Source organism: Kitasatospora sp. NPDC056446, from assembly GCF_042796115.1.
Taxonomy (GTDB): Bacteria; Actinomycetota; Actinomycetes; order Streptomycetales; family Streptomycetaceae; genus Kitasatospora.
Genome location: NZ_JBHTRF010000042.1, coordinates 1 through 21,170, shown reverse-complemented (window position 1 = coordinate 21,170; position 21,170 = coordinate 1). Strand labels below are relative to the sequence as shown.

Here is a 21,170-nt window from a genome sequence, read left to right as displayed (position 1 = left end):
ACCCCGCGCACCCGCCATCGACCCACCCCTCACTCCGCCACGCCACGCCACCGACACGACGAATCGCGACGACGCACCGTCATGCCGGAGCTTCCGCATGCCGCAGCGAGGACCGCCGACCGGGCGCCGGACGTGCACGCCCGAAACGGGCAGCCCACGGACACGCACCAGCGGGTCCGTACCGACCGAACTCAGACCGACCAACGAGGGAACACAGTGAACAAGACAGTCAGCCGCACCCTGATGACCGGCCTGGTCGCACTCGCCACCGTCATCGGCCTCTCCGGGACCGCCTTCGCGGGCACGGTCACCTGGACCCACAAGAGCCAGACCAGCTACTGCCTGAGCGTCACCAGCGGCCTGCACACCACGCAGTGCTACTGGAGCAGCGGCATGGGCGGCAACTACACCGACGGCGTCACCTGGAACGACATCCAGCAGGGCGACGGCGCCTGGCTGCAGAGCAACATCAACCACCCCGGCAACTGCCTCGACGGCAACTACGGGCAGGCGTACCTCAACCCCTGCTCCAGCGGCAACAACTGGCAGCACTGGTGGGAGAACTCCACCACCAACGGCTGGATGCTGGTCAGCGCCCAAACCAACTACGCGCTGGACGCCAACAACTCCGGCAGCGTCTACACCAACCCGCCGCAGGACGGCAACGTCTACCAGCACTGGATCTGACCGCCGCCGGCCTGACCGGCCCGTGAGCCGCCTCCGCGGCGAACGGCACCCGGGACCGAACCGGCCGACAGCTCCCGACCGGCAGCACTGACAGCTCCGCAGCGGCCCGCCGACGCAACCGGCGGGCCGCCACGGACCAGTGTGCCCGGTGATCCCCGCCGGCACGAATCCCCGTTCCGGCAGAAGCCGCCGTGCCCGACCCCGTCGGGCACGGCGCGCGGGACCCCCCACCCTCGGCGGAGGGTGGGGAGCCCCCCCGGGAAGGCAGGGAGTATCCGCGGCGGGACGCGCCAAGACGCCATGGTCGCCGACCCGGAATGCCTTGTCGTTTCGGCTCGCACGGCCGAGGACCGACGGCCGACCCCGGGGGGGCTATGCCTGCCCATCAGCCTCGGAGAGAATGCCGGCCAGAGCACGGGCGATCTCCCCCCGCAGACCTTCGTGCTGCGGGCCCAACCGGTTTTCGGGCACAGTCCGCTCATCTCCGTAAAGCCACACCGGGCCGCGGAGAAAGAGCGCCGCCTCCCACGCGTAGCACGGGTGGACATGACCATGGAGGTGCTCCCACGAGTTCCCGAGAACCTCGTAGCCAAGCCCGGACCGGCGGACCCGTCCGGAACTCTCAGTTCCTCTCAACATCACTGGAACTATTCGGAGTTGACAGCAGCATCGACCAAGGACTTCTGCGCAACCGCTCCCGTCCGCGACCGCCCGACCGCTCACGCCCGCTGGGAAAGCGGCCGTGTCGGAACCCGTTGCGTGCCGCGACCGGCCCTGCCATCCTGGGCACGGAATTGGCCTTCGGGGGGAGGACACTCAGTGCGGAGACAGCACCGGGCCGGCCGTCTTGAGCCGCCCTGTCCATCCCCTGCGGTTCTCGGTGCCGCGCCCGTGCGGCAGCCGGGTGGTTCCGCTCCGTGAGCGCGACCCTGGACACGGCGGCCTTCCCGCCGGGTGACCGGGAGGAGGCGGTCCGGTCCGCGGTCTGGGAGTCCGTCGTACGCATCGAGATCGACCACCATCCGGCGCCGGAGGACATCTCGGTCCAGGTCAGGCTGAACACGGTCGGCTGCATCGGCGTCTGCTCGGGGCGGGCGACCGGCCTGACGATACGGCGGACACAGCGGCTGGCGCGGGAGGACACCGAGCCGGAGGTCTTCCTGGGCCTCCAGGTGACGGGTACCAGCGTGGTGGCACAGAACGATCGCCAAGCCGTACTGGGACCGGGGGAGTTCGCCCTCTACGACACGTCCGTGCCGTACACCCTCGGCTTCGACGGCGGTGTCGACCACCACTTCCTGCGCTTCCCGCGCGCCGCGCTCGCGCTGCCCGAACGCCTGCTGAGGGAGACGACCGCCGTCACGTTCCGCGCCGACAGCCCCGTCGCCGCCCTCGCCTACGCCTACTTCTCGCAACTGGCCGCCACCGAGGGGCTCCACCAGGACCGGTACGCCCAGGCGGTCACGGACCCCAGCCTCGATCTGATCCGCGCGGCTGTCACCTCCCGGCTCGGTGACTCGCCCCTGGCCCGCGAATCGGCGGAGGCGACGCTCAGCCTCCGGATCCTCCGGTACATGCGGGCGCACCTGCGCGACCGCGACCTGTCGGCGGCGCGGATCGCCTCCGCGCACGGCGTCTCGGTTCGGCACCTCTACACCCTGCTGGCCCGGTCAGGGGTCACCCCGGGCGACTGGATCCGCTCGAACCGTCTGGAGGAGTGCCGGCGGGAACTGGCCGGACCGAGGGCGCGGTACCGGTCGATCGCCGCGATCGGGCACAGCTGGGGCTTCGTGGACGCGACCCACTTCAGCAGGGCCTTCAAACAGGCGTACGGCCTCTCCCCGCGCGCCTGGCGCGACCTCGACCGCACCTGCGACCGGGCGGGTGACCGGACAGGTGACCGGACGGGTGACCGGCCCGGGAGGTGATCGGGACGTGGGCAGGGGGCGGCCATGGTGCCGAGGCACCCCGCCGGGACCACCCCCCGCCCTCTCAACGGTGGCTGCCTGTCCGATGCCCCCGCCGGCCGGCCGGATCCCGGCCGGGCCGGCGGGGGCTGCCGAACGGTGTCAGCTGCAGGAGTGCCAGGGAGTGGGCCCGTAGACGATGTTGTTGCCGTTGGGGTCGTTCTCGATGACCCACTCCCGGATGCACGCGCCGGGGGCGTAGATGCTGACCGGCCCGGCGTAGGTGGTGTAGTAGCCCCCGCCGCCGTCGATCCACCCGGAGTCGCCGGTCTTCTGGACGTAGATGTCGGTGTACGTCCTGACGCCCGCGTAGGTGTCCTTGACGAAGACCGAGCAGTTGGTGGAGCCGTCGTAGTAGGTGTGGACCGTCCCCGCGCCGCCCACGTCCCCGGACCACACGTGGGAGCCCGAGCAGCCGTAGCCGCCGGTCAGGGCGGTCTGGCCGGGCTGGGCAGCCTGGGCAGCCGGGGCGGCCGCGACGGTGCCGAGCGACGCGAGGGCCGTGACGGAGAGAGCGGCTATCACCTTGCGGATACGCATAGTGGTGCCTTCCTGGGAGGAGTCGGGTGGTGCGGACCATCTGAGGGCCGGTCACGGGTCGGTGACCGACAGGCCCGTCGTCCGGTGGCTGACCAGGGAGGATTCGCCCCTGTCGTCTCGCCGCGTCGATCGGGCTTCGCCGTGCCATGACTCTAGGTCTGCCGGGCCGCGCCGACTGTGCTGTCCTTGCGGAGAACTTGGCCAGGCGTGCACGGGCGCTCCGGGCCGGTCCGCGAGCGCACCAGGCCTATCGCGGGGAACCGTGCCACCCGCCGGAGCCGTCCGACCCGGAATCGACGGCACCGGCGAGGGTACGCCCGGCCGGGCGGTCGACTGCCGCGACCCCTCCCACCTGCGAATACGTCGGGAATGTGACGCGGACACCTCCCCTTGCTGCGGGGGCGTTTCGTCTTCGTGTCCACATGCCCCGACCCCTGGTGCGGCGTGTCACTCGCACACAAACTGGCTCTGCACCGTCGTGCGACCACCCCTTGGACCGAGGAAGTTCCACCCGCATGCCCAGCCCCTCCAGACCCGGCGTTCCCCAACCCCAGCCGCAGCCACAGCCCCAGCCGCTGCGTCCACCACATCCGCCACATCCGCCGCATCCGGTGGGGAGGTACCGTCCGTGCTCCGGTATGTGACACGCAGGGCGACCGGCTGGCTCCTGGTGATCGCCGTGGCCACCAACGCCACCTACTTCCTCGCCAGTTGGTTCCTCGACCCGCGGTCGAACTTCAAGGAGCTGCGCCCGGTCCGCACCGAGGAACAGATCTCCCGGGCCCTGGCGCCCTACAACCTCGACCCGCACGAACCGCTGCTCCACCGCTGGTGGGACTGGCTGACCGGGGTGGTCCTGCACTTCGACTGGGGCCGCTCCCCCGTCGGGGTCCAGGTCAACGGGGAGATCGGCTACCGCTCCCTGGTCAGCGCCGAACTGGTGATCGGTGCGACGGTCCTGTCCGTCGTCGTCGGTGTCGCGCTCGCGGTCCACACCGCCTCGCGCCAGTACGGCTGGCGGGACCGGGCCGCCCAGGCACTGTCCATGGCGCTGTTCAACGTCCCGGTGTCCATCGCCGCCCTCGCCGTGGTCCTGCTGGCCATCCGGCTGAACGAACAGGCGGGTTGGCACTTCCTGTACGTCGCGGGGGAGAACTCGCCCGGCGTGGAAGGGTTCTGGGCGACGATCGGCGACCGGCTGCTGCACCTGGTCCTGCCGACGCTGACGCTCACCCTGACGGGGTACGTGGGCTACCACCTCACCCAGCGCTCCCTGCTGCTGGACGTCATCGGCTCCGACTTCGTGCGCACCGCCCGGGCCACCGGGCTCACCCGCGCCCAGGCGATCCGCCGGCACGCCCTGCGCACCGCCCTGATCCCCACCGCCCAGTCCGTGGCCTTCAGCATCCCGGCCGTCTTCACCGGCGCTGTCCTCACGGAGACGATCTTCGGCTGGAACGGCATGGGCCAGTACTTCATCCAGACCATCACCAAGAACGACGTGCACGGCACCGTGGCGACCGCCGCCTTCGCCGCCGCCCTGACCGCGATCGGCGCGATCCTCGCGGACATCGCCACCGTTCTCCTCGACCCGAGAGTGCGGGTGAGCTGACATGGGCACCCCTGTGAGTCCCGACGCAGCCTCCGAAGGCGTCCTGGCACCCGTACCCGGGCCGGCCGCCGATCCCCTGCTGGCCACCATTCCGCCGCCCGCCGAGCACGACGGGCACTACCTGGGCCGGCGCCGTCTCTACCTGCGGCGCTTCCTGCGCAACCGGATCGCCGTCGCCGGTGTGGTGATCTTCCTGCTGCTCGTGCTGTTCAGCGCGCTCGGCGACCTGTTCACCCCGTACGGCTACGCGGACGCCGACTTCTCGGCCCTGACCCAGGCCCCCGGCGCCGAGCACTGGTTCGGCACCAACCAGGGCGGCAACGACGTCTACGCCGCCGCCGTGCACGGCCTCCAGCGCTCGCTGGTGATCGCGGTGACCGTGTCCCTGCTGACCGTCACCCTCGCCGCGGTCGTGGGCGCGGGCGCCGCCTACTTCGGGGGCCGGGTGGAGAAGGCCACCCTCGCCCTCATCCACTTCCTGCTGATCGTGCCCTCCTTCCTCATCCTCGCCCTGGTGTCGCACCGGCTGGCGGGCGACTGGAGGGTCCTGATCCTCGTCCTGACGGTGTTCGGCTGGATGTCCACGGCCCGCGTGGTCTGGTCGGTGTCGACGTCCCTGCGCGAGCGCGACTACGTGCTGGCCGCGGAGTTCATGGGCGTGCGCCCCCTGCGCATCGTGGTGCGCCACATCATCCCCAACCTGGGCTCCCTGCTCATCGTCAACCTCACCCTGGGCGTGGTCTCCACCGTGCTCAGCGAGACCGCCCTGTCCTTCCTCGGCTTCGGCGTCCAGACCCCCGACGTGTCGCTGGGCACGCTGCTCGCCGACGGCGCGGGCGCCATCACCAGCGCCCCCTGGCTCTTCGCCTTCCCCGCCGGGCTGACCGTACTGCTCACCGTCTCGATGACCTTCGTCGGCGACGGTCTGCGCGACGCCCTCGACCCCACGTCCAGCACCGGCACGGCAGGAGGCCGACGATGACCCTCGCACCCGCCCGCCGCACCGGGCCCACGGCCGAACCCGCAACCACGTCCACGGCCGGCCCCACCGGGCCCGCACCCGTCCTGTCCGTACGCGGCCTGCGCGTCTCCTTCCCCTCCGAGGCCGGACCGGTGGAGGCCGTACGCGGCGTCGACTTCGACCTGCTGCCCGGGCGCACCCTGGGCATCGTCGGCGAGTCCGGCTCCGGAAAGTCCGCCACCGCCCTCGCCGTCATGGGCCTGCTGCCGCCCACCGCGCGGCTCGGCGGCCGGATCCTGCTGGGCGGCCGCGACCTGGCCGCCCTGGACGACAAGGAGCTGTCCCGGGTGCGCGGCAAGGACATCGGCATGGTCTTCCAGGACCCGATGTCCGCGCTCACACCCATCTTCAGCGTCGGCCGGCTGCTCTCCGAGGCCCTGCGCGTGCACCGGGAGCTGTCCAAGAAGGACGCCTGGGAGCAGGCGGTCGAACTGCTCGACCTGGTCGGCATCCCCGACCCGCGCGAACGCGCCAAATCGTTCCCGCACGAGTTCTCCGGCGGCATGCGCCAACGCGTCGTCATCGCCCTGGCCATCGCCAACAAGCCCTCGGTGCTCGTCGCCGACGAGCCCACCACGGCGCTCGACGTCACCGTCCAGGCCCAGATCCTCGACGTGCTCCGCCTGGCCCAGCGCGAGACCGGCGCCGGTCTCGTCCTGATCACCCACGACCTGGGCGTGGTGGCCGGCCACGCCGACGACGTCGCCGTCATGTACGCCGGACGGATCGTCGAGCACGCCGGCGTCGACGAGCTCTTCCGCCGTCCCACGATGCCCTACACCGCCCGCCTCCTGGCTAGCATCCCGACCGCGGACAGCGGTGTCCGACGGCCGCTGGTCCCGGTCGGCGGGGAGCCTCCGTCCCTGGTCGGCCTGCCCGGCGGCTGCCCCTTCGCACCCCGCTGCACGGTCGCCCTGGACGTGTGCCGGACCACCGAACCGGACCTGGCCGCGCCGGGCTCGGCCGCACCGGACCTGACGGAACCGCACCCGACCGCACCGGCCGGGCAGGGCGGCCGGGTCGCCTGCCACCGCGCGCAGGAGATCGCCGACGGAAGCCTCGACCCGACCGGGGAGGCCGCCCCCGTGCCACCGGACGGCTCCGTGTCACCGTCCGGCTCCGGCGAGCGGACCGTCGGCGACGTGGTCCTGCGCGTCGAGGACCTGGTCAAGACGTTCCCCGTCACCAAGGGGGCCCTGCTCAAGCGCCGGGTGGGCACCCTGCACGCGGTCAACCACGTCAGCTTCGAACTGCGCGCGGGCGAAACCCTGGGCCTGGTGGGCGAGTCCGGCAGCGGCAAGACCACCACGCTGCGCGAGGTGCTGCGGCTGCGCGCCCCCGAGGGCGGACGCATCGAAGTGGCCGGCACCGACGTCGCCACGCTGCGGTCGGCCGCCGAGGTACGTGAGCTGCGGCGCGACGTCCAGATCGTCCTCCAGGATCCGACGGACGCCCTGGACCCCCGGCTGACCGTCTTCGACCTGCTGGCCGAACCCCTCCAGGCCGCCGGCGCCGACCGGACGGCCATCCGGTCCCGGGTCACCCGGCTCCTGGACCTGGTGGGCCTGGACCGCGCCATGGGCGACCGCTTCCCCGCCGCGCTGTCCGGCGGCCAGCGCCAGCGCGTCGGCGTCGCCCGCGCCCTGGCCCGCGAGCCGAGGCTGCTGGTCCTGGACGAGCCGCTGTCCGCCCTGGACGTCTCCGTGCAGGCCGAGATCATCAACCTGCTCGTCCGGCTGAAGCGCGAACTCGGCCTGGCCTACCTCGTGGTGGCGCACGACCTGGCCGTGGTACGCCACTTCTCCGACCGCATCGCGGTGATGTACCTCGGACACATCGTCGAGTCCGGCGCCACCGAGGAGATCTTCGCCCGGCCCCGGCACCCGTACACGAAGGCCCTGCTGTCGGCGATCCCGATCCCCGACCCGGAACGCGAGCGCCACCGCGAGCGCATCGTCCTCGCGGGCGAGCAGCCCAGCGCCGCCCGGCTGCCGGCGGGCTGCGTGTTCGTCGACCGCTGCCCGCTCTACCAGGAGGCCGACGAGAGCGTACGGACGCGCTGCCGCACCGAACGCCCGGCCACCGTCGGCGCCCCGGAGGGCTCCGACCACCAGTACGCCTGCCACGCGGTCTGACACCCGCGCCGCGACACCCCGCCCCACCTCAACTCACCTGTTTCCCACCTGTTCCCATCTGTTCCCAGCCAGTCCCAGCCATTCCCACCAAGGACACCCCATGCGTCGGAAGATCGCCCTGCCCCTCGCGCTCGTCGCGGCCGTCACGGTCGCCGCCACCGCGTGCACCTCCTCGTCCTCCGGCGGCCCGGCCGGCGCCTCCCCCGGGCAGGACGCCAAGAACGCCGCCAAGGTCGCGTCCTCGGTCGCCGACTACAACCCCCAGCCGTACGAGAACACCAAGGACGGCGGCACCTACACCACCGCGGGGACCTTCGACGAGCAGGGCAACCCCTTCAACGTCAACGGCACCCTGAACTCGCTGCGGATCTGGTCCTGGTACAACGCCGTCGCCATCACCTACTCGCCCACCGGCGAGGTCCAGTACAACCCGGACTACTACAGCGACGTGAAGGTCTCGGTCGAGGGCGGCGACCAGAAGGTCGTCCTCACCCTCAACCCCAAGGCCGTGTTCAACGACGGCACCCCGATCGACTGGCGGGCCATCGAAGCCACCTGGAAGGCCAACAACGGCTCGGACAAGGACTACGCGGCCTACTCCACCGACGGCTACGACCGCATCACCTCCGTCACCCGGGGCACGGACGACAAGCAGGCGGTCATCGCCTTCAAGGGCGTCAACGCCTCCTGGTCCGCGCTGTTCACCACCTTCCTGCACCCCCAGGCCGCCACCGTCGACAACTTCAACAAGGCGTACGTCAAGACGGCCCACCCCGAATGGGGCACCGGACCGTACACCGTGGGCACCTGGGACGACCACTCCGGCAACATCACCTTCGTACGCAACCCCGCCTGGTGGGGCCGGACGGGCAAGCTCGACAAGCGCGTCTACGTCAACCTGGAGAGCGCCGCCTCGATCAACGCCTTCAAGAACGGCGAAGTCGACTACGCGCCCGTCGGGACCGCGGAGAACCTCCAGCAGGTGAAGACGGTCAAGGACGCCGAGATCCGCAGCGGCGGCAGCCCCTTCGAGTACTCGCTGTACCTCAACACCAAGTCCCCCCTCCTCGGCGACGTCCAGGTCCGCAAGGCGGTCCAGGAGAGCATCGACCGCGCGCAGATAGCGAAGATCCGGTTCCAGGGCCTCGACTACACCGAGTCGCTGCCCGGCTCGGCCGTGCTCTACAGCTTCCAGCAGGGCTACCAGGACAACGTCGCCGCCGTCCTGAAGTACGACCCGGAGGAGGCGCGGAAGACCCTGGACGCGGCCGGCTGGAAGCCCGGGGCCGACGGCATCCGCGCCAAGGACGGCAAGCAGCTCGAACTCGGCTACACCCTGCTCGGCGACGGCCCCATCGAGAAGGCCACCGCCGGGGCGTTCACCGCGATGCTCAAGACCGTCGGCGTCAAGGTGGACGTCAACAAGGTCTCCGAGAACGACTTCTCCAAGGTGCTCAGCGAGCGCCGCTTCGACCTCTTCATCTCCGGCAACCGCTCGACGGACCCCTTCGGCGCGCGGTACCTGTGCGACTTCTACTGCTCCGACCGCGACTCCAACATCAGCGGATCCGGCTCCCCCGAGCTCGACAAGGAGATCCGCGCCACCGCGGAGATCGCCGACCTGGCCCAGCAGGTCGCGGCCGTCAACAAGCTCGAGCAGAAGGCCCTCCAGCAGTACGCCCTCCTGCCGCTCTACAGCGGACCCTCCACCTACGGCATCCGCAAGGGCCTCGCCAACGTCGGTGCCACCATCTTCTACAGCCCGCTGCCCGAGACCATCGGCTGGCAGAAGTAGCACCACCACCGGCGCCCGAGGCCTCGGCCACGCCCGGCCGGGTCAGGCCCCGGAAGTGGCAGCCCTCACCCCACGCGCGATGCGGGCGCGGCCGCCGGGCGGCAGGACGACGAGGTACTGCCGGTCGGCGTCCTCGACACGGGCCAAGGTGAGGCCGGGCCGGCCGCCGCCGCAAGCGCCTCGGCGGCCGGCCCGGCCTCCTCCGTCATCCGGTCGATCCGCGAGTAGGAGCGGGTGAGGTCCTCCGCCGGGCCGGTGATCCACACGACGATCCGCGCACCACCGCGCAGCGCGGCGAGCAGATCCGTGCGCAGCGGCGCGTCGTCGGCCTGCTGGAGCAGCCGGTCGTGCAGGCGCTCCTGCCCGCACGGCCGGGACGGCGCCGCCTCGGCCAACGCCCGGCACTTGCGGCACGAGGCCAGGCTCTGGAGTAGGTATACAGACTTCCACCTAGCTGTGACCTGCAGAGACGTGCGCAGCTCGCCAGTTACGCACTCGCCGCGTAGTCAGGGCAGTGCCCTCCGGCCCGGCAGGCTGATCGGTGTCCAGGGCCACGGGGCGGGGCGCAGGCCAATCGCTTCCTCCAGAGGGCGGACTCGGTATCCGGCCTTGAGCATCTGATCTCGAAGCCATCTGGGCTCGCAGCCGTACACCGTCCCGAGCCGCCTGATGCCGACGCCGGATTCGTACCTTTGCGCGATGGCTGGAAGGGCGGCGATGACGAGCGTCTTGAACATGGCCTGCCTGTCCTGCTCGGTGCCGGCCCACATGGATTTCTCCTGGCGAAGGCAAGAGCGGCCCTGCGCTGTGTCAGCAGGGGTAGCCGCACATGACGAAGGCCCCCTCCGATGTGGCGTCGGAGAGGACCATGAGCGTGGTCAGGCTGGTGAACGTACGGATTAGCGGCGCCCGGGACTGGGCTTCCGGTGCCTCCCGGTACCCGGCCCGAGCAGCTTGGGGGCCGGGCCGGTCACCGGGGGCTCCTGGCCTCCGGGGAACAGGAGGCGCTGAGCCTCCGCGAGGTTGGACGCCACCGCGTGGAACTCCCACAAGTGTCCGTTCCACCGTTCGATGGCCCTGGGTGCGTCCGGGTTCAGGTGCGCGCCCTTGGGTCCCTGCCCAGGGGTGATGGGTACGGCGCGAAGCTCTCCGATCTTCGCGTCCCGGCGCTCCGCCCAGTCCGACAGCGGCTCGTCGTCCATCCTGGCGTTCCTCACGTTGGGGCCGGTGTGCCAGCAGGGTACCGGGCGGCGGCCCGGGGGTGCGCGCGATGTTCAGACGATGCGGTGCTCCCATCGAAGCTCGGGGTTGTCCCCGATCCAGTACGTGTGAGCCCTCTCGGTGATCCGGACCTGCACGGTGGTGATGTCCGGGCTGCCGGCGTCCTTCCAGGCGAGGAGGGCCCGTTCGATGACGTCCCACAGGGCGACGGGGCCGCCCTGGCGGACGGTCCACGCCTCGCCCTCGGCGATGAACTCGGCGAAGGACTCGCGGGCCGGGTCGAAGACGTAAAGGAGCTGTTCGCCGTCGTCCGCCCTGGCCCGGACGAGCTGAGCGCCGGGGGCTGCGAGTTGGGCGATGAAGGCCGGCATCCACTCGCCGAGGATCGTCGGCCGCACCTTGGCGGGCCGCTCGCTGTCGGGGTAGGCGGTACGGGCGGACAGGTCTCCGGCGATCGGCACGACCGCCTGGGACCGCGCCTGCATGAACGAGGAGCGGTCGACGATCCGGCCCTCGGCGGTGCCGTGGTCGCTGACGACGACCTTGGCCAGGCCGGTCCCGTAGCCCCAGGAGCCGACCGTCGCCAGGACGATCCCGCCCGGCCTGGTCTGGCGAATCCAGGTGTAGGGGATGCGGCTGACGGCGCAGGTGGCGATCACCCGATCGTACGGCGCGCGGCGCGGATGCCCGAGGAGCCCGTCCCCGGTCACGGTCCAGGTGGAGAAGCCGGTCGTCTCCAGCGCCGCGTCGGCGCGGGCCGCGACGCCGGGGTCCACCTCGACCGTCGTCACGTTGTCCTCGCCCAGGCGGTGGCACATCAGGGCGGAGGAGTATCCCGTGCCGGTGCCGATCTCCAGCACCTGGTGCCCGTCCTGCACCTCCAGGCGCTCGATCATGTCGAGCACGGTGACGGGCGTGGTGGACGACGACGTGGGATAACCGGCAACCGGCTCCGCGGTCTGGTCAGCCGTCAGATGACCGTCGAGCTGGGTGGTCAGCGACTCGTCGCTGTAGGCGATCTCAGCCCACTCGGCGGGATCGCTGCCGGTCGCGGTGACGGGCCTCCAACGGCTGCCGTCCGGCAGGAAGACACCGGGGTTGAGGAAGTTCTCCCGCGGGATCGCCTGGACGGCCGCGCGCCACGCGGGAGTCGTCAGGACCCCGGCCGTCGTCAGCCGGGCAGCGAGTGCACGCCGATGCGGCGCGGTGTCGGTCATGGGGTCTCTCCTCGTGTCAGCAGATCAGCGAATGCGGCGGACATATCCAACCCGGTCTCGTCCTCCAGCCAGGCCCATTGGCCGTTGGGATTCAGCTCCAACCACCAGTAGTTTCCCGCGCGGTCGACGGCGAGATCGAAAGAACCGGAGACGAGACCGTAGTGCTCCAGGAACGCGTGGAGCATCTTGGTCAACTGGTCCGGCAGCTCCACCACGCTGTAGGACAACGCGGAGTAGTCCCGCCGCCAGTCCAGCAGGTCGGAGCCGATCCCCACGGCGAACGTGCGCCGACCGACCACCAGCACCCGCACATCGGCGGCCTTGTCGACGCGGGCCTGGAACAGGTGCGGCGTTACGCGCACGCTCTCATCGAGTTCGGCGGCCGTCACCGGCTCGGCCCACCCCGTCACCGCCACGCCGTCACGCTCGACCGGCGTCCATCGCAGGGTCTTGAAGATCACCTGACCGTGGGCGGTGATGAACTCCCGCGCCTCGTCCGGGTCGTTGGTCACGATGGTCGGCGGCACGGTCAGGCCGAGCCGCTGGGCGGTCGCGAGCTGGGCGGGCTTGTAGTCGGCCGCCGCTTCGCGAAGCGGGTGGTTGACCCACAGCGGACCGTCCAGGGCGTACAGGGTTCCGCCGAGGCCGTAGCGGACCTGGGCAGCGGCGAAACGGGCGTCGTCGGCACTCAGGCCGCCTTCCTGGAACGCCGGCCAGACGGGACGACGCCAGTACACCGATCGCACACGGGTCAGGTCGGCGGTCCGCGACGGGGTACGCACCTGCCCGGCCACGGGGGCCGGGCAGGTGCCGAACCGAGCCGAGACCGTCAGCCCCGTTCCGATGTCGGACGGGTCGAACCTGACCACCGGCACACCGCGCCGGTTCAGCTCGGTGATCACCATGTCAGCGGTGACGTCCACCGCTTCGGTGACCACCAGAACCGGCCTCTCCTCGGTCATGGCCATCAGTCCTGCGCGCTGTCCTGGTCGTGGCCCTGGTCGTTCTTCGAGTCCGTGTTGGTGGTGGTGTTGGTCTCGGTGCCCTTGCTGGTGCCGTGCTTGCCCATCTCGACCACGAGGCCGGTGTGGTCGCGGAACACCCCGAGCTGCGTCTGTCCGTCGATGCTGACGGACGCGTACGAGAGCCGGGTGGTCGTCGGGTACGGCGCGAGGCGGCCGGCACCCCACGGGCGGACGGTCGGGGTGAGCTGTGCTTCGGTGATGGTCACGAGTACTCCTCACAGTGCGGGGATACCCACTCGGCCAGGTGGCCGGGCAGGGTGATTTTCGCGGAGCTGTCCAGCCGCTTCGGTTCTGCTCGCCCGGGGTGAGCGAGCAGCGGTGCGGTGGTGCCCCGACCCGGTGGAGCCCTCGCGCTACCGCCGGGCCGGGAGTCTTGGGGCACTCGAAGGCGCGGGTGTCGTCTAGAAGCGGCCGGAGGCCACCAGCACGGTTACCAGCGCTATCAGCGCGAGCAGTGCGGCCGTGTATGCGACGGCCACCGGTACAGGGGTCGGGAGTCCGCGAGCAGCCTGTTCGGCTGCCTCGCGGTACTCGTCCTGGTCGTCCACTCCGCTCCTATGCCGACTGCTTGTCGAGCGCGGCCCGCAGCTCGGCGTGGCGGCGAGGCCGGCGGGCGAGGGCGATGCAGTCTTCACAGATCGCGTGGCAAGTACCCTGGTCCTCGCCGGGGGCCTGGAGCGAGATGCCCGCGCAGACCAGCGTGTCCCTGCGGCAGACCCAGCAGGCCCCTCCCGGTAGCCGTCCGGCCGGCCCCCCACGTACTCCTCGCCCGGGAGCCGGATGCGGTGCGGCGTACTCAATCCGCAGCCTCCAAGTCCTCCAGCAGGACCATCTCCGGGTACGGGTCGGAGGAGCTGTCCCTGTTCACCCAGGCGTGGTTGGCGAGCCTGCTCGGGGTCTCCGCGACGGTGCCCGTCCAGCCGTCCGTGCGGTGCCGGACCGGGTCGCCTTGGATCACGTGGTTCACGGTCGCGCCCTTTCCATCTGTACTCATGCGGCGTTCCTACGGGTGCGGCAGCGGGCGCAGGGGCACCAGGACCGCACGGCGACGATCTGGAGCTCCCCACCCGCGGAAAGGGGGCGTCCGGCGACGCTGGCGGCCCTGTAGTCGTCCAGCGGGTTCCAACCGGGGGGCAGCCGGTTCGACTCGGCCTTGCTCGGGCCCGTCACGATCTCGCGGTACTCACGCGGGGGATTGCGTCTCGCCATCGGTCTGTCCTCTTTCGCCGTGAGCGGCCGTAGGGAGATCCGCCCTCGGAACTGCCGCGACACCGGGGATTGCGGGGTCTGGTGTCTCGATCGCTACTGTGCGTCCATGTCCGCCGAGCCGTTCATCAACGATGACGACGATCACGACGCCTGCTGGATCTGCCCGAGCCTCCGGCTCCCGGCCGGGGGGTTCGATATACTCGAACACCCCAGCCGGGAGTACCCGTTCAACCCGGACGACGGCTTCCGGTACAACCGGGAGGGAGTCCCGGCCTGTGTGCACGGAAACCGCATCGGGCTTCCTCCCGGCCTGTACGCGAGTGCCGGCGAGGCGTTGCCCGAGGGCTAGAACGTGATGGCGTGCTCGCGCCCGCTGCGGCCGAAGCCGATGGAGTCGTACTTCGCAGCGAGGATGCCCAGGCGGCGGTCGACCTCGGCCTTGTCGAGCCAGTAGCGGGTGGGCGGCTCGGTGTCCCACGCGGCCACGTACGCGGCGTGGGTGTACTCGCCGCCGGTGTAGCCGGTGTGCTCCTGGTCGGTCTGGTGGATCAGCGTGAAGCCGGTCCGGCCGGCGATGCGGGCGAGCAGCTGCGGCTGCGCGATCATCGCGTGCGTCATCTCGTCCACGGGGACGGGCAGGGCCAGCTCGGCGGCGGTCTCGCTGCCGGTCAGCTCGAAGGCCGCCGCCTTGAGGGCGATGGCGCGCAGGCCCTCGGCGAACAGCGGGGCCTTGTCGCGGGCAGCGACGGGCGGGCGGGGCTGGGGAGCGGTTCCGGCGGGCAGGGTACCGGTGCGGCGGGCGCACCGGAGCGCGAGGAGCGCGCCCTTGTTGCCGCAGGTGGACGGGCGTGGCCGTCCGTGGCGTGATCACCGGCAGGTGGTCAACGGTGTGCTGTGGCGGTTGCGGACCGGGGCGCCGTGGCGTGATCTTCCGGAGCGGTACGGGCCGTGGCAGACCGTCTACGAGCGGTTCGCGCGCTGGGAGGCGGACGGCACCTGAGCGAGGCTGCTGGGGCACGTTCAGGTCCGCGACGACGCGGTGGGCCCCCACCACCGTCACAGCGGCCCACAGGGGGAGAGCCTCGTGCACAGGACGCCTCCGTCCTGCGTCGCATCGCACTCGCCGACCGTCCACCGGCCGGGTCCCGGCTGAGCCGGTCGGCAGCCGTCCCCGGGCTCTTCTCCTCATTACGGGCGTGAAGGAACTTCAGGAGGTCGTCCACAAGGTGATCTTCGCCCACGTCCGGGGATGCGGCGGCCCCCTGAAGCCCTGGCGAGCGTCGGTTACGGCATGGCCGCGAATGCCTCCCGATGGTCGCGTGCCCACTGCTCGAACGTGCCCGCTGGCCGGCCGAGCACCCGCGGCACGTGGTCGGTGACGTAGGCCGCACCGCCGGCGCGTGCCCAGCCGATGCCGGTGACCATCTCGGCCGGCAACTGGTCGAGCGCATTCGTGTCGGTGGTCCTGACCGACCGTTCCAGCACGCCCTCCAGGATCGCCGCCTGATCTGCGGACGTCAGCAGCTCCGGCCCGGTCAGCTCGTACCGCTGCCCGTCGTGCGCATCGCTGGTCATGGCGGCGACGGCGACGGCAGCCACGTCCCTCGGGTCGACGATGGCCTGCCGGGAGTCGCCGGTCAGGTTCGGGATCGGTTCTCCGGCCTGGATCAGGGTCCGGTGCCACAAGAGGTTCGAGGCGAAGCTCGGCGGGCGCAGCATCGTCCACGCGAGCCCGCTGGCCTCGATCGCCTCCTCCGCGGCAAGGTGCCTCTCGCCGACGGTCGCCCCGTCGAAGCGCTCGCCGCTGCCGATGGCGGACAGCTTGACGATCTTACGGACGCCTGCCGCGCGCGCGGCCGTGACCAGGGCGATGTCGTGGTCCGCGGTGGGTACGGGGGGCACGGTTACGAGGAAGACCGTGTCGACGTCGGCCACTGCGCGCTCCAGCGACGCCGGGTCGTCGAAGTCGGCCCGCACCCCGCCGGGCCGCTCGTGGCGGGACATCGCCCGGAACGGTAGGCCCCGCTCGGTGAGCAGGCAGACGACGTGACTTCCGATGGTGCCGGTGGCACCGGTAACAAGGATCATGTCCCGACGATGACAGCGCTCTCACAGCTCGTGATAGGAAGTTTCGGCACTATCGTGAGCCGCGTGAGTTCTCTCGTCGTACCGCCTGCCCTTCTGCGGTGGGTGGCCGGGATCGATGTCGCCACGGCGGCCGGTTCGCCGGCGGTCGATGTGCCCGACCACGCCACCACACTTCTCGTGCGCACCGACAAGCGCGAGCTGATCGTCATGGGCCCCCGCACCCGGGCCGCCTACCACGTCGCCGCGCCCGGCCACTCGTGCGTGCGGGTTCGTATGCGGCCGGGTCGTGCCCAAGCCCTGCTCGGACGTTCGCTGAACGGTCTCGCCGACGGTGTCCTGACGCTCCCCGAGCTACCGGGCCTGGAGATCGACCAGTTCGCCGCCGACCCTGTCACCGCTCTCGAAAAAGCATTGGCCGACCGCCCGGAGCCGTCGGAGCGGCTCGAAGAGGCGGCGCGTCTCCTGACCGGCACCACTGTCACCGCGACTGCGGCCCGGTTGCACCTCAGTGAGCGCCGCCTGCACGCCCTGTTCACCGATGCCACCGGCCTGTCCCCCAAACATTTCGCCCGCATTGACCGCGTTCGCGCCGTGCTCGCGGCCGATGCGGGCCGATGGGCGGACATCGCCGCGACGGCCGGCTACTACGACCAGTCCCACATGACCGCCGAGTTCCGCCACTTCATGGGTGTCCCACCGGCCGCGTTCGCCGCTGGTCGGCGCCCCGCCGCGACTTCGTGCAGTGCCTGAGTTCCAGGACACGGCACACGAAAGCAGGTCCCCCGGTGATCACAGAGCGTAGCAACCCCATGATCACCAGGCCCTGTACCTCTTCAGCTCCCGAGGTGCCCCATCGTGCCTGTCTGCACGACCTCTGACGCCGGAGGAGGGTGCGGATGCGGACGAGGTCAGGTTCGGCCCGGCCGTAGCCGGCGCGTTTGAGGAACTCGAGTCGGGCAGCAGCTTGCCGCGTCGGTCGTGGAGCATGGCGGCCAACTCACGGACGTGCCCGCCCCTCGACGTCGAGGGGCGGGGAGGGTGTCGCCGGTGTCGTCGATGACCCGCTGCGGCATCGCGGTCCAGACCCGGCCGGCGTGCACGTCGCGGCGTACCGCCGTGCTGCCGGGCTCGAACCGGACGGGCGAGGCCTGTTCGTCAGGGGAGGTCACGGCTTGGCCCCGGTGGTGCAGGCGGGCTCGTGCCAGGTCGTGCGGACGACCAGGCCGCCCGGACGGATGTGCTCGCTGGACCAGGTCCGGCAGCACCCGCCCGCGCCGCGCTGACGAGCCGGGGCCGGGGCCGACGGCATCGGGGGTCGGGCCGGAACGGCGGCCGTAGGGGGGCGACGGCGGCGGTGCCTGGTGGGGATCGTCATGCGAGGGCTCTGCCCACCCTGCTCGTCCGGCGAACCCGCCCATCACCCGAACGGAGCAGTCCTGGCCTGTTGTGGCCGGGAACCGACCTGCGCCGATACCCGAAACCCACCAGGTCCGCCGGTAGGGGCGTGGGAAGCTCGGCCAGTCGCTTCGACAGGCGCCGCCGGGGCGCCCTCGGCCCCAACGCGGCCCGGACCAGCGGGAGTAGGAGGCGGTACGGGCGGTAGCCGCACGCGTGACACGCGACCGGTGTCGTGAGTCGACCCCACCGGACCCGGCACCGATCGCCTCCATCGGTCACGCCGGCAGCGCCCTGTCGTGGAGAAGCCGGCGGTGGCGGTGGCGGCGAGGCCGTGGCTGTGGCCGACGAGGAGGTTGCCGATGCCGGAGGGGACGGCCCGTTCAGGACGCGGTGGCGCACCAGGTCGGGGGCCTGGCCGACGGCGGTTTCGACGGCGGCCGGGCAGGGCGTCAGGACGGGGGCGTGTCGGCCCACAAGCACGTCGTCGGTATGGGTGGCGGTGGCGGCTCGGTGTGCTGAAGGAGGGCCAGGGCCTCCTTCACGCGGCCGAGGTCGATCAGGTAGCCGGCCAGGTCGTGTCGGTTCGTTCGGGCGTGCTGTTCGAGGACGGCGGCGGCTTCCTCGGTGCGTCCGGCATCGGCGAGGAGACGGGCGGTGTCGGAGGCCGCGTACGAGGTGGCGCCCTCGGGGTGGGCCCGGGACCGGTCGACGGCCTCGTCGACGCCGTCGCGGGCCGCGATCAGCGGCAGTCGGAGCCGGTACAGGTCCCACTCCTCCTCGCCGCCGCGCAGGGTGGCGAGGGCGTCGAGGCTGGCCAGGCCTTCGGCGGGGCGTCCGTGGACGAGGTACAGGTCGGCGAGGGGGTGGAGGATCCAGTCCTCTCCGGGACGGGTATCGGCCTGCGCCCGCATCACGGCGATCGCCTCGTCGCCCCGGCCGTGCCGGGCCAGGAGCTCCGCGAGTGCGAATGCCTGGTTCGGGTCTCCGGCCGCCGGCCCGTTCTCTCGCCGGTAGACCGCGATCGCGCCGTCCACGTCTCCCCGCTCCTCCAGCACCCGCGCCAGCTGCTCCACGGCTTCCTCACCCAGGTCGCCCGCGGCACCGGCTCGCAGGTCCTCGATCCGGCCGTGCCGGGCCAGCAGGCTTGCGAGGTGCCGCTGGTGGTCGACCGCCGAGGGGCTGCCGGCGCGCAGCAGGGCGATCGCTTCGTCGACGCGGCCCTGGCGTTCGCGGATCGTGGCGAGCCAGGCGATGGCGGTGTCGGTGTCGAAGCCCTGGCAGCACCACGGGAAGTCGGAGCACTGGTGGGCTTCGATCCGGGCGGTGAGCAGTTCGGCGGCTTCCTCGTCGTGGCCGGCGGCCGCGGCGACGTCGACCAGCGCCTGGACCCGCGAGTCCTCGTCGGCGTGGGGCAGCAGCAGGGTGAACGCCTCCTGCGCGCGGCCGTGCCGGGCGAGCAGCCGCGCGTAGTACGCCAGCGCGTCGGGGTGGCCGAGGGCCATTCGGGCCCGGACGGTCTCGACCGCCTCCTCGATCCGGCCCCATCGCTCCAGCAGCTCGGCCACTGCCACGACCGCCGTCCACCAGCCCGTGGCCGTGTACGGCGCGAGCACCCCCAACACCCGCGCCTGCCGGCCCTGTTCGGCGAGCAGCCGCGCCCACGCCTGCGCGCAGAACCACTCCCCGCGCCCGGCCTGCTCCGCCACTACCTCGGCGTAGCCGCGCTCCAGCAGCCGTGTGACCAGCTCCGGCGGGATACAGCCGGAGCGCGTCCGGGCCCGGTAGTCGAGATCAGCGGCGTCCATGGTGGGGCACGATAGCGCTCGCCCCCGACAGCCCCGGTACCACCGACAGCCTTTGACTTCGGCACGCGACGAACACCTCGCACGCCGCCTGGGCATCCCCCTGCCCCTGGAACGGATCCCCGGCACGGGGATGCAGGGGGACAGCAGCGGGGTCGCGGGTGGCTGGACCTCCCGCGGGACCTCGGGCGGGGGCGTCGGGCAGGGGCGAGTGCGGCGGGGTTGTCAGGGCGCCGGGCTGTCCGCGCCCTCGACGTCGGCGAGCAGTTTGCGCAGGAGCCGGTCCAGGGTGGCCCGTTCCTTGCCTGAGAGGGCGGAGAGCAGTGCGGTCTCGTTGGCCGCGTGGTCGGTGAAGGCGGCGTCCACGAGGGCGCGTCCGGCCGCGGTGAGGGCGATGCGGACGCTGCGCCGGTCCGCCGGGTCGGTGCGGCGTTCCACCAGGCCCGCCGATTCCAGCCGGTCGATCCGGCTGGTCATGCCGGCCCGCGACATCAGCAGCAGCGCGGCGAGTTCGGAGGGCATCAGTTCGTACGGCGCGCCGGAGCGGCGCAGGGTGGCGAGAACGTCGAACTCGCCGCGCTGGAGGCCGTGTTGTTTGAACACCTCTTCGACGACCCGGCCCGCGAGCAGCGCGAAGCGGGCGAGGCGGCCGACGGTGCCGACCGCCTCCAGGTCGAGGTCCGGGCGCTCCCGGCTCCACTGGTCGAGCATGACGTCCACGTGATCCATGGGGACATATTATTCGATGGGAGATAGTTAGACGTAGTACTATCAGCCAGAGAACTATCGGAGCGCTCGCTGTGGGGAGAAACCAATGACATTGATCGGACCGGAAGCCGTGGTGGTTCGGGGCGACGAAGCCGAGACCGTCGGAATGCTCGGCGGCACGGGGCGCCTGCTGGCGGACTCCAGCGCCACCGGCGGCGCCCTGAGCACCCTGCGCGTCACCCTGGGGCGCGGCAAGGACGGCGCCACTCCGCACTACCACGGGGGCTCCTCCGAGCTGTTCTTCGTCGTCGACGGCTCGGCCCAGGTGCTGGTCGGGAACGAGGTCGTCACCGCCCGCAGCGGCGACCTCGTGGTGGTGCCGCCCCATCTGCCGCACGCCTTCGCCGCGGCGCCCGACTCCGGGGCGGACCTGCTGATCGTCATCACCCCCGGGGTGGAGCGCTTCGACTACTTCCGCCTGCTGGAACGGATCCGCGCGGGCGAGGCGACGGTCGAGGAACTGCTCGCCAAGCAGGACCTCTTCGACAACCACTTCCTGGAGTCGCCGAGCTGGCGCGACGCCCGGGAGGAAGCCGCCCGGTCCGAGCCGTAGACCGCCCGACGCCGAACCCCGCCCGACACCAGGGAAGGAATCTCAATGATCGTGTCAAGCCGTCTGCGTGTCCGGCGGGGCGGAGGTGAAGAGCCTCTTGTCACGCAGCATCGCCCAGAGCACGTCGACCCG

Annotated in this window: 22 protein-coding genes and 1 pseudogene; 10 read left to right on the top strand and 13 right to left on the bottom strand. The window is 71.4% G+C overall.

Annotation, left to right across the window (positions count from 1 at the left end):
• The first annotated feature begins 216 nt into the window (after positions 1 to 216).
• Together ACFQ6N_RS24705 and ACFQ6N_RS24700 are read left to right on the top strand one after the other, a co-directional pair.
• Entirely contained in the window at positions 217 to 687 is a 471-nt protein-coding gene (locus tag ACFQ6N_RS24705) for a hypothetical protein (protein WP_380652896.1), read from the top strand.
• Positions 688 to 1,604: 917 nt separating this feature from the next.
• Positions 1,605 to 2,615, top strand: a complete 1,011-nt coding sequence (locus tag ACFQ6N_RS24700; RefSeq protein WP_380652894.1) for a helix-turn-helix domain-containing protein — start codon at positions 1,605 to 1,607, stop codon at positions 2,613 to 2,615.
• Positions 2,616 to 2,756: 141 nt separating this feature from the next.
• On the opposite strand, the gene ACFQ6N_RS24695 is transcribed toward ACFQ6N_RS24700, so the two are convergent.
• Complete coding sequence (locus ACFQ6N_RS24695; protein WP_380652891.1) at positions 2,757 to 3,194, bottom strand: spore-associated protein A; 438 nt, start codon at positions 3,192 to 3,194, stop codon at positions 2,757 to 2,759.
• A 628-nt stretch (positions 3,195 to 3,822) separates the two neighbouring features.
• Here ACFQ6N_RS24695 and ACFQ6N_RS24690 point away from each other — a divergent pair.
• From ACFQ6N_RS24690 to ACFQ6N_RS24675, 4 genes are all read left to right on the top strand, one after another.
• The gene (locus ACFQ6N_RS24690; protein ID WP_380652888.1) at positions 3,823 to 4,806 is read left to right on the top strand and encodes an ABC transporter permease; all 984 of its coding nucleotides are present in this window, start codon (positions 3,823 to 3,825) and stop codon (positions 4,804 to 4,806) included.
• 76 nt (positions 4,807 to 4,882) lie between these two features.
• Positions 4,883 to 5,788, top strand: a complete 906-nt coding sequence (locus ACFQ6N_RS24685) for an ABC transporter permease (RefSeq protein ID WP_380653004.1) — start codon at positions 4,883 to 4,885, stop codon at positions 5,786 to 5,788.
• Complete coding sequence (locus tag ACFQ6N_RS24680; protein ID WP_380652885.1) at positions 5,785 to 7,962, top strand: dipeptide ABC transporter ATP-binding protein; 2,178 nt, start codon at positions 5,785 to 5,787, stop codon at positions 7,960 to 7,962. The genes ACFQ6N_RS24685 and ACFQ6N_RS24680 overlap by 4 nt, the downstream gene beginning before the upstream one ends.
• Positions 7,963 to 8,062: 100 nt before the next feature.
• Positions 8,063 to 9,757, top strand: a complete 1,695-nt coding sequence (locus ACFQ6N_RS24675; RefSeq protein ID WP_380652883.1) for an ABC transporter family substrate-binding protein — start codon at positions 8,063 to 8,065, stop codon at positions 9,755 to 9,757.
• A gap of 65 nt (positions 9,758 to 9,822) precedes the next feature.
• On the opposite strand, the gene ACFQ6N_RS24670 is transcribed toward ACFQ6N_RS24675, so the two are convergent.
• The 8 genes from ACFQ6N_RS24670 to ACFQ6N_RS24635 form a co-directional block, all read right to left on the bottom strand.
• Complete coding sequence (locus ACFQ6N_RS24670) at positions 9,823 to 10,152, bottom strand: hypothetical protein (protein ID WP_380652881.1); 330 nt, start codon at positions 10,150 to 10,152, stop codon at positions 9,823 to 9,825.
• A 111-nt stretch (positions 10,153 to 10,263) separates the two neighbouring features.
• Positions 10,264 to 10,527: a hypothetical protein gene (locus tag ACFQ6N_RS24665; protein WP_380652878.1), complete on the bottom strand. Its 264-nt coding sequence runs from the start codon at positions 10,525 to 10,527 to the stop codon at positions 10,264 to 10,266.
• Between the two features lie 129 nt (positions 10,528 to 10,656).
• Entirely contained in the window at positions 10,657 to 10,959 is a 303-nt protein-coding gene (locus ACFQ6N_RS24660) for a DUF6087 family protein (protein WP_380652876.1), read from the bottom strand.
• A 72-nt stretch (positions 10,960 to 11,031) separates the two neighbouring features.
• A complete protein-coding gene (gene tgmC / locus ACFQ6N_RS24655; protein WP_380652873.1) occupies positions 11,032 to 12,195 on the bottom strand; it encodes an ATP-grasp peptide maturase system methyltransferase in 1,164 nt (387 codons plus the stop codon).
• A complete protein-coding gene (tgmB, locus tag ACFQ6N_RS24650; protein ID WP_380652870.1) occupies positions 12,192 to 13,157 on the bottom strand; it encodes an ATP-grasp ribosomal peptide maturase in 966 nt (321 codons plus the stop codon). The genes tgmC and tgmB overlap by 4 nt, the downstream gene beginning before the upstream one ends.
• A gap of 5 nt (positions 13,158 to 13,162) precedes the next feature.
• Positions 13,163 to 13,426, bottom strand: a complete 264-nt coding sequence (gene tgmA / locus ACFQ6N_RS24645; protein WP_380652867.1) for a putative ATP-grasp-modified RiPP — start codon at positions 13,424 to 13,426, stop codon at positions 13,163 to 13,165.
• A gap of 195 nt (positions 13,427 to 13,621) precedes the next feature.
• On the bottom strand, positions 13,622 to 13,768 hold the full coding sequence (locus ACFQ6N_RS24640; protein WP_380652864.1) for a hypothetical protein: 147 nt from the start codon (positions 13,766 to 13,768) through the stop codon (positions 13,622 to 13,624).
• Between the two features lie 248 nt (positions 13,769 to 14,016).
• Positions 14,017 to 14,214 carry a hypothetical protein gene (locus ACFQ6N_RS24635; protein WP_380652862.1) on the bottom strand — a complete coding sequence of 66 codons (198 nt, stop codon included), beginning with the start codon at positions 14,212 to 14,214 and terminating at the stop codon, positions 14,017 to 14,019.
• 321 nt (positions 14,215 to 14,535) lie between these two features.
• On the opposite strand from ACFQ6N_RS24635, the gene ACFQ6N_RS24630 reads away from it, so the two are divergent.
• On the top strand, positions 14,536 to 14,778 hold the full coding sequence (locus ACFQ6N_RS24630) for a hypothetical protein (protein WP_380652859.1): 243 nt from the start codon (positions 14,536 to 14,538) through the stop codon (positions 14,776 to 14,778).
• Here ACFQ6N_RS24630 and ACFQ6N_RS24625 read toward each other — a convergent pair.
• On the bottom strand, positions 14,775 to 15,047 hold the full coding sequence (locus ACFQ6N_RS24625) for a hypothetical protein (protein ID WP_380652857.1): 273 nt from the start codon (positions 15,045 to 15,047) through the stop codon (positions 14,775 to 14,777). The genes ACFQ6N_RS24630 and ACFQ6N_RS24625 overlap by 4 nt on opposite strands.
• Before the next feature lie 172 nt (positions 15,048 to 15,219).
• On the opposite strand from ACFQ6N_RS24625, the pseudogene ACFQ6N_RS24620 reads away from it, so the two are divergent.
• Positions 15,220 to 15,426 (top strand): annotated as a pseudogene (locus ACFQ6N_RS24620) (transposase); the annotation flags it as partial.
• A gap of 287 nt (positions 15,427 to 15,713) precedes the next feature.
• On the opposite strand, the gene ACFQ6N_RS24615 reads toward ACFQ6N_RS24620, so the two are convergent.
• Positions 15,714 to 16,517, bottom strand: coding sequence for an NAD(P)H-binding protein (locus tag ACFQ6N_RS24615; RefSeq protein ID WP_380652854.1), 804 nt, complete (start codon positions 16,515 to 16,517; stop codon positions 15,714 to 15,716).
• Between the two features lie 63 nt (positions 16,518 to 16,580).
• Here ACFQ6N_RS24615 and ACFQ6N_RS24610 point away from each other — a divergent pair, with 63 nt between their 5' ends.
• The gene (locus tag ACFQ6N_RS24610; RefSeq protein WP_380652850.1) at positions 16,581 to 17,267 is read left to right on the top strand and encodes a helix-turn-helix domain-containing protein; all 687 of its coding nucleotides are present in this window, start codon (positions 16,581 to 16,583) and stop codon (positions 17,265 to 17,267) included.
• 1,097 nt (positions 17,268 to 18,364) lie between these two features.
• Here the strand turns inward: ACFQ6N_RS24610 and ACFQ6N_RS24605 are convergent.
• Both ACFQ6N_RS24605 and ACFQ6N_RS24600 read right to left on the bottom strand, forming a co-directional pair.
• Positions 18,365 to 19,720 carry a tetratricopeptide repeat protein gene (locus ACFQ6N_RS24605; RefSeq protein ID WP_380652847.1) on the bottom strand — a complete coding sequence of 452 codons (1,356 nt, stop codon included), beginning with the start codon at positions 19,718 to 19,720 and terminating at the stop codon, positions 18,365 to 18,367.
• A 222-nt stretch (positions 19,721 to 19,942) separates the two neighbouring features.
• Entirely contained in the window at positions 19,943 to 20,446 is a 504-nt protein-coding gene (locus tag ACFQ6N_RS24600; protein WP_380652844.1) for a MarR family winged helix-turn-helix transcriptional regulator, read from the bottom strand.
• An 85-nt stretch (positions 20,447 to 20,531) separates the two neighbouring features.
• On the opposite strand from ACFQ6N_RS24600, the gene ACFQ6N_RS24595 reads away from it, so the two are divergent.
• Positions 20,532 to 21,038 carry a cupin domain-containing protein gene (locus tag ACFQ6N_RS24595; RefSeq protein WP_380652842.1) on the top strand — a complete coding sequence of 169 codons (507 nt, stop codon included), beginning with the start codon at positions 20,532 to 20,534 and terminating at the stop codon, positions 21,036 to 21,038.
• Positions 21,039 to 21,170 lie beyond the last annotated feature (132 nt).

Excerpts from the sequence above, each read along its gene's own strand:
- ACFQ6N_RS24695 (WP_380652891.1), bottom strand. The coding sequence starts at position 3,194 with ATGCGTATCCGCAAGGTGATAGCCGCTCTCTCCGTCACGGCCCTCGCG.
- ACFQ6N_RS24680 (WP_380652885.1), top strand. The coding sequence starts at position 5,785 with ATGACCCTCGCACCCGCCCGCCGCACCGGGCCCACGGCCGAACCCGCA.
- ACFQ6N_RS24675 (WP_380652883.1), top strand. The coding sequence starts at position 8,063 with ATGCGTCGGAAGATCGCCCTGCCCCTCGCGCTCGTCGCGGCCGTCACG.
- ACFQ6N_RS24665 (WP_380652878.1), bottom strand. The coding sequence starts at position 10,527 with ATGTGGGCCGGCACCGAGCAGGACAGGCAGGCCATGTTCAAGACGCTC.
- ACFQ6N_RS24660 (WP_380652876.1), bottom strand. The coding sequence starts at position 10,959 with ATGGACGACGAGCCGCTGTCGGACTGGGCGGAGCGCCGGGACGCGAAG.
- tgmC (WP_380652873.1), bottom strand. The coding sequence starts at position 12,195 with ATGACCGACACCGCGCCGCATCGGCGTGCACTCGCTGCCCGGCTGACG.
- tgmB (WP_380652870.1), bottom strand. The coding sequence starts at position 13,157 with ATGACCGAGGAGAGGCCGGTTCTGGTGGTCACCGAAGCGGTGGACGTC.
- ACFQ6N_RS24635 (WP_380652862.1), bottom strand. The coding sequence starts at position 14,214 with ATGAGTACAGATGGAAAGGGCGCGACCGTGAACCACGTGATCCAAGGC.
- ACFQ6N_RS24630 (WP_380652859.1), top strand. The coding sequence starts at position 14,536 with ATGTCCGCCGAGCCGTTCATCAACGATGACGACGATCACGACGCCTGC.
- ACFQ6N_RS24625 (WP_380652857.1), bottom strand. The coding sequence starts at position 15,047 with ATGACGCACGCGATGATCGCGCAGCCGCAGCTGCTCGCCCGCATCGCC.
- ACFQ6N_RS24615 (WP_380652854.1), bottom strand. The coding sequence starts at position 16,517 with ATGATCCTTGTTACCGGTGCCACCGGCACCATCGGAAGTCACGTCGTC.
- ACFQ6N_RS24605 (WP_380652847.1), bottom strand. The coding sequence starts at position 19,720 with ATGGACGCCGCTGATCTCGACTACCGGGCCCGGACGCGCTCCGGCTGT.
- ACFQ6N_RS24600 (WP_380652844.1), bottom strand. The coding sequence starts at position 20,446 with ATGGATCACGTGGACGTCATGCTCGACCAGTGGAGCCGGGAGCGCCCG.
- ACFQ6N_RS24595 (WP_380652842.1), top strand. The coding sequence starts at position 20,532 with ATGACATTGATCGGACCGGAAGCCGTGGTGGTTCGGGGCGACGAAGCC.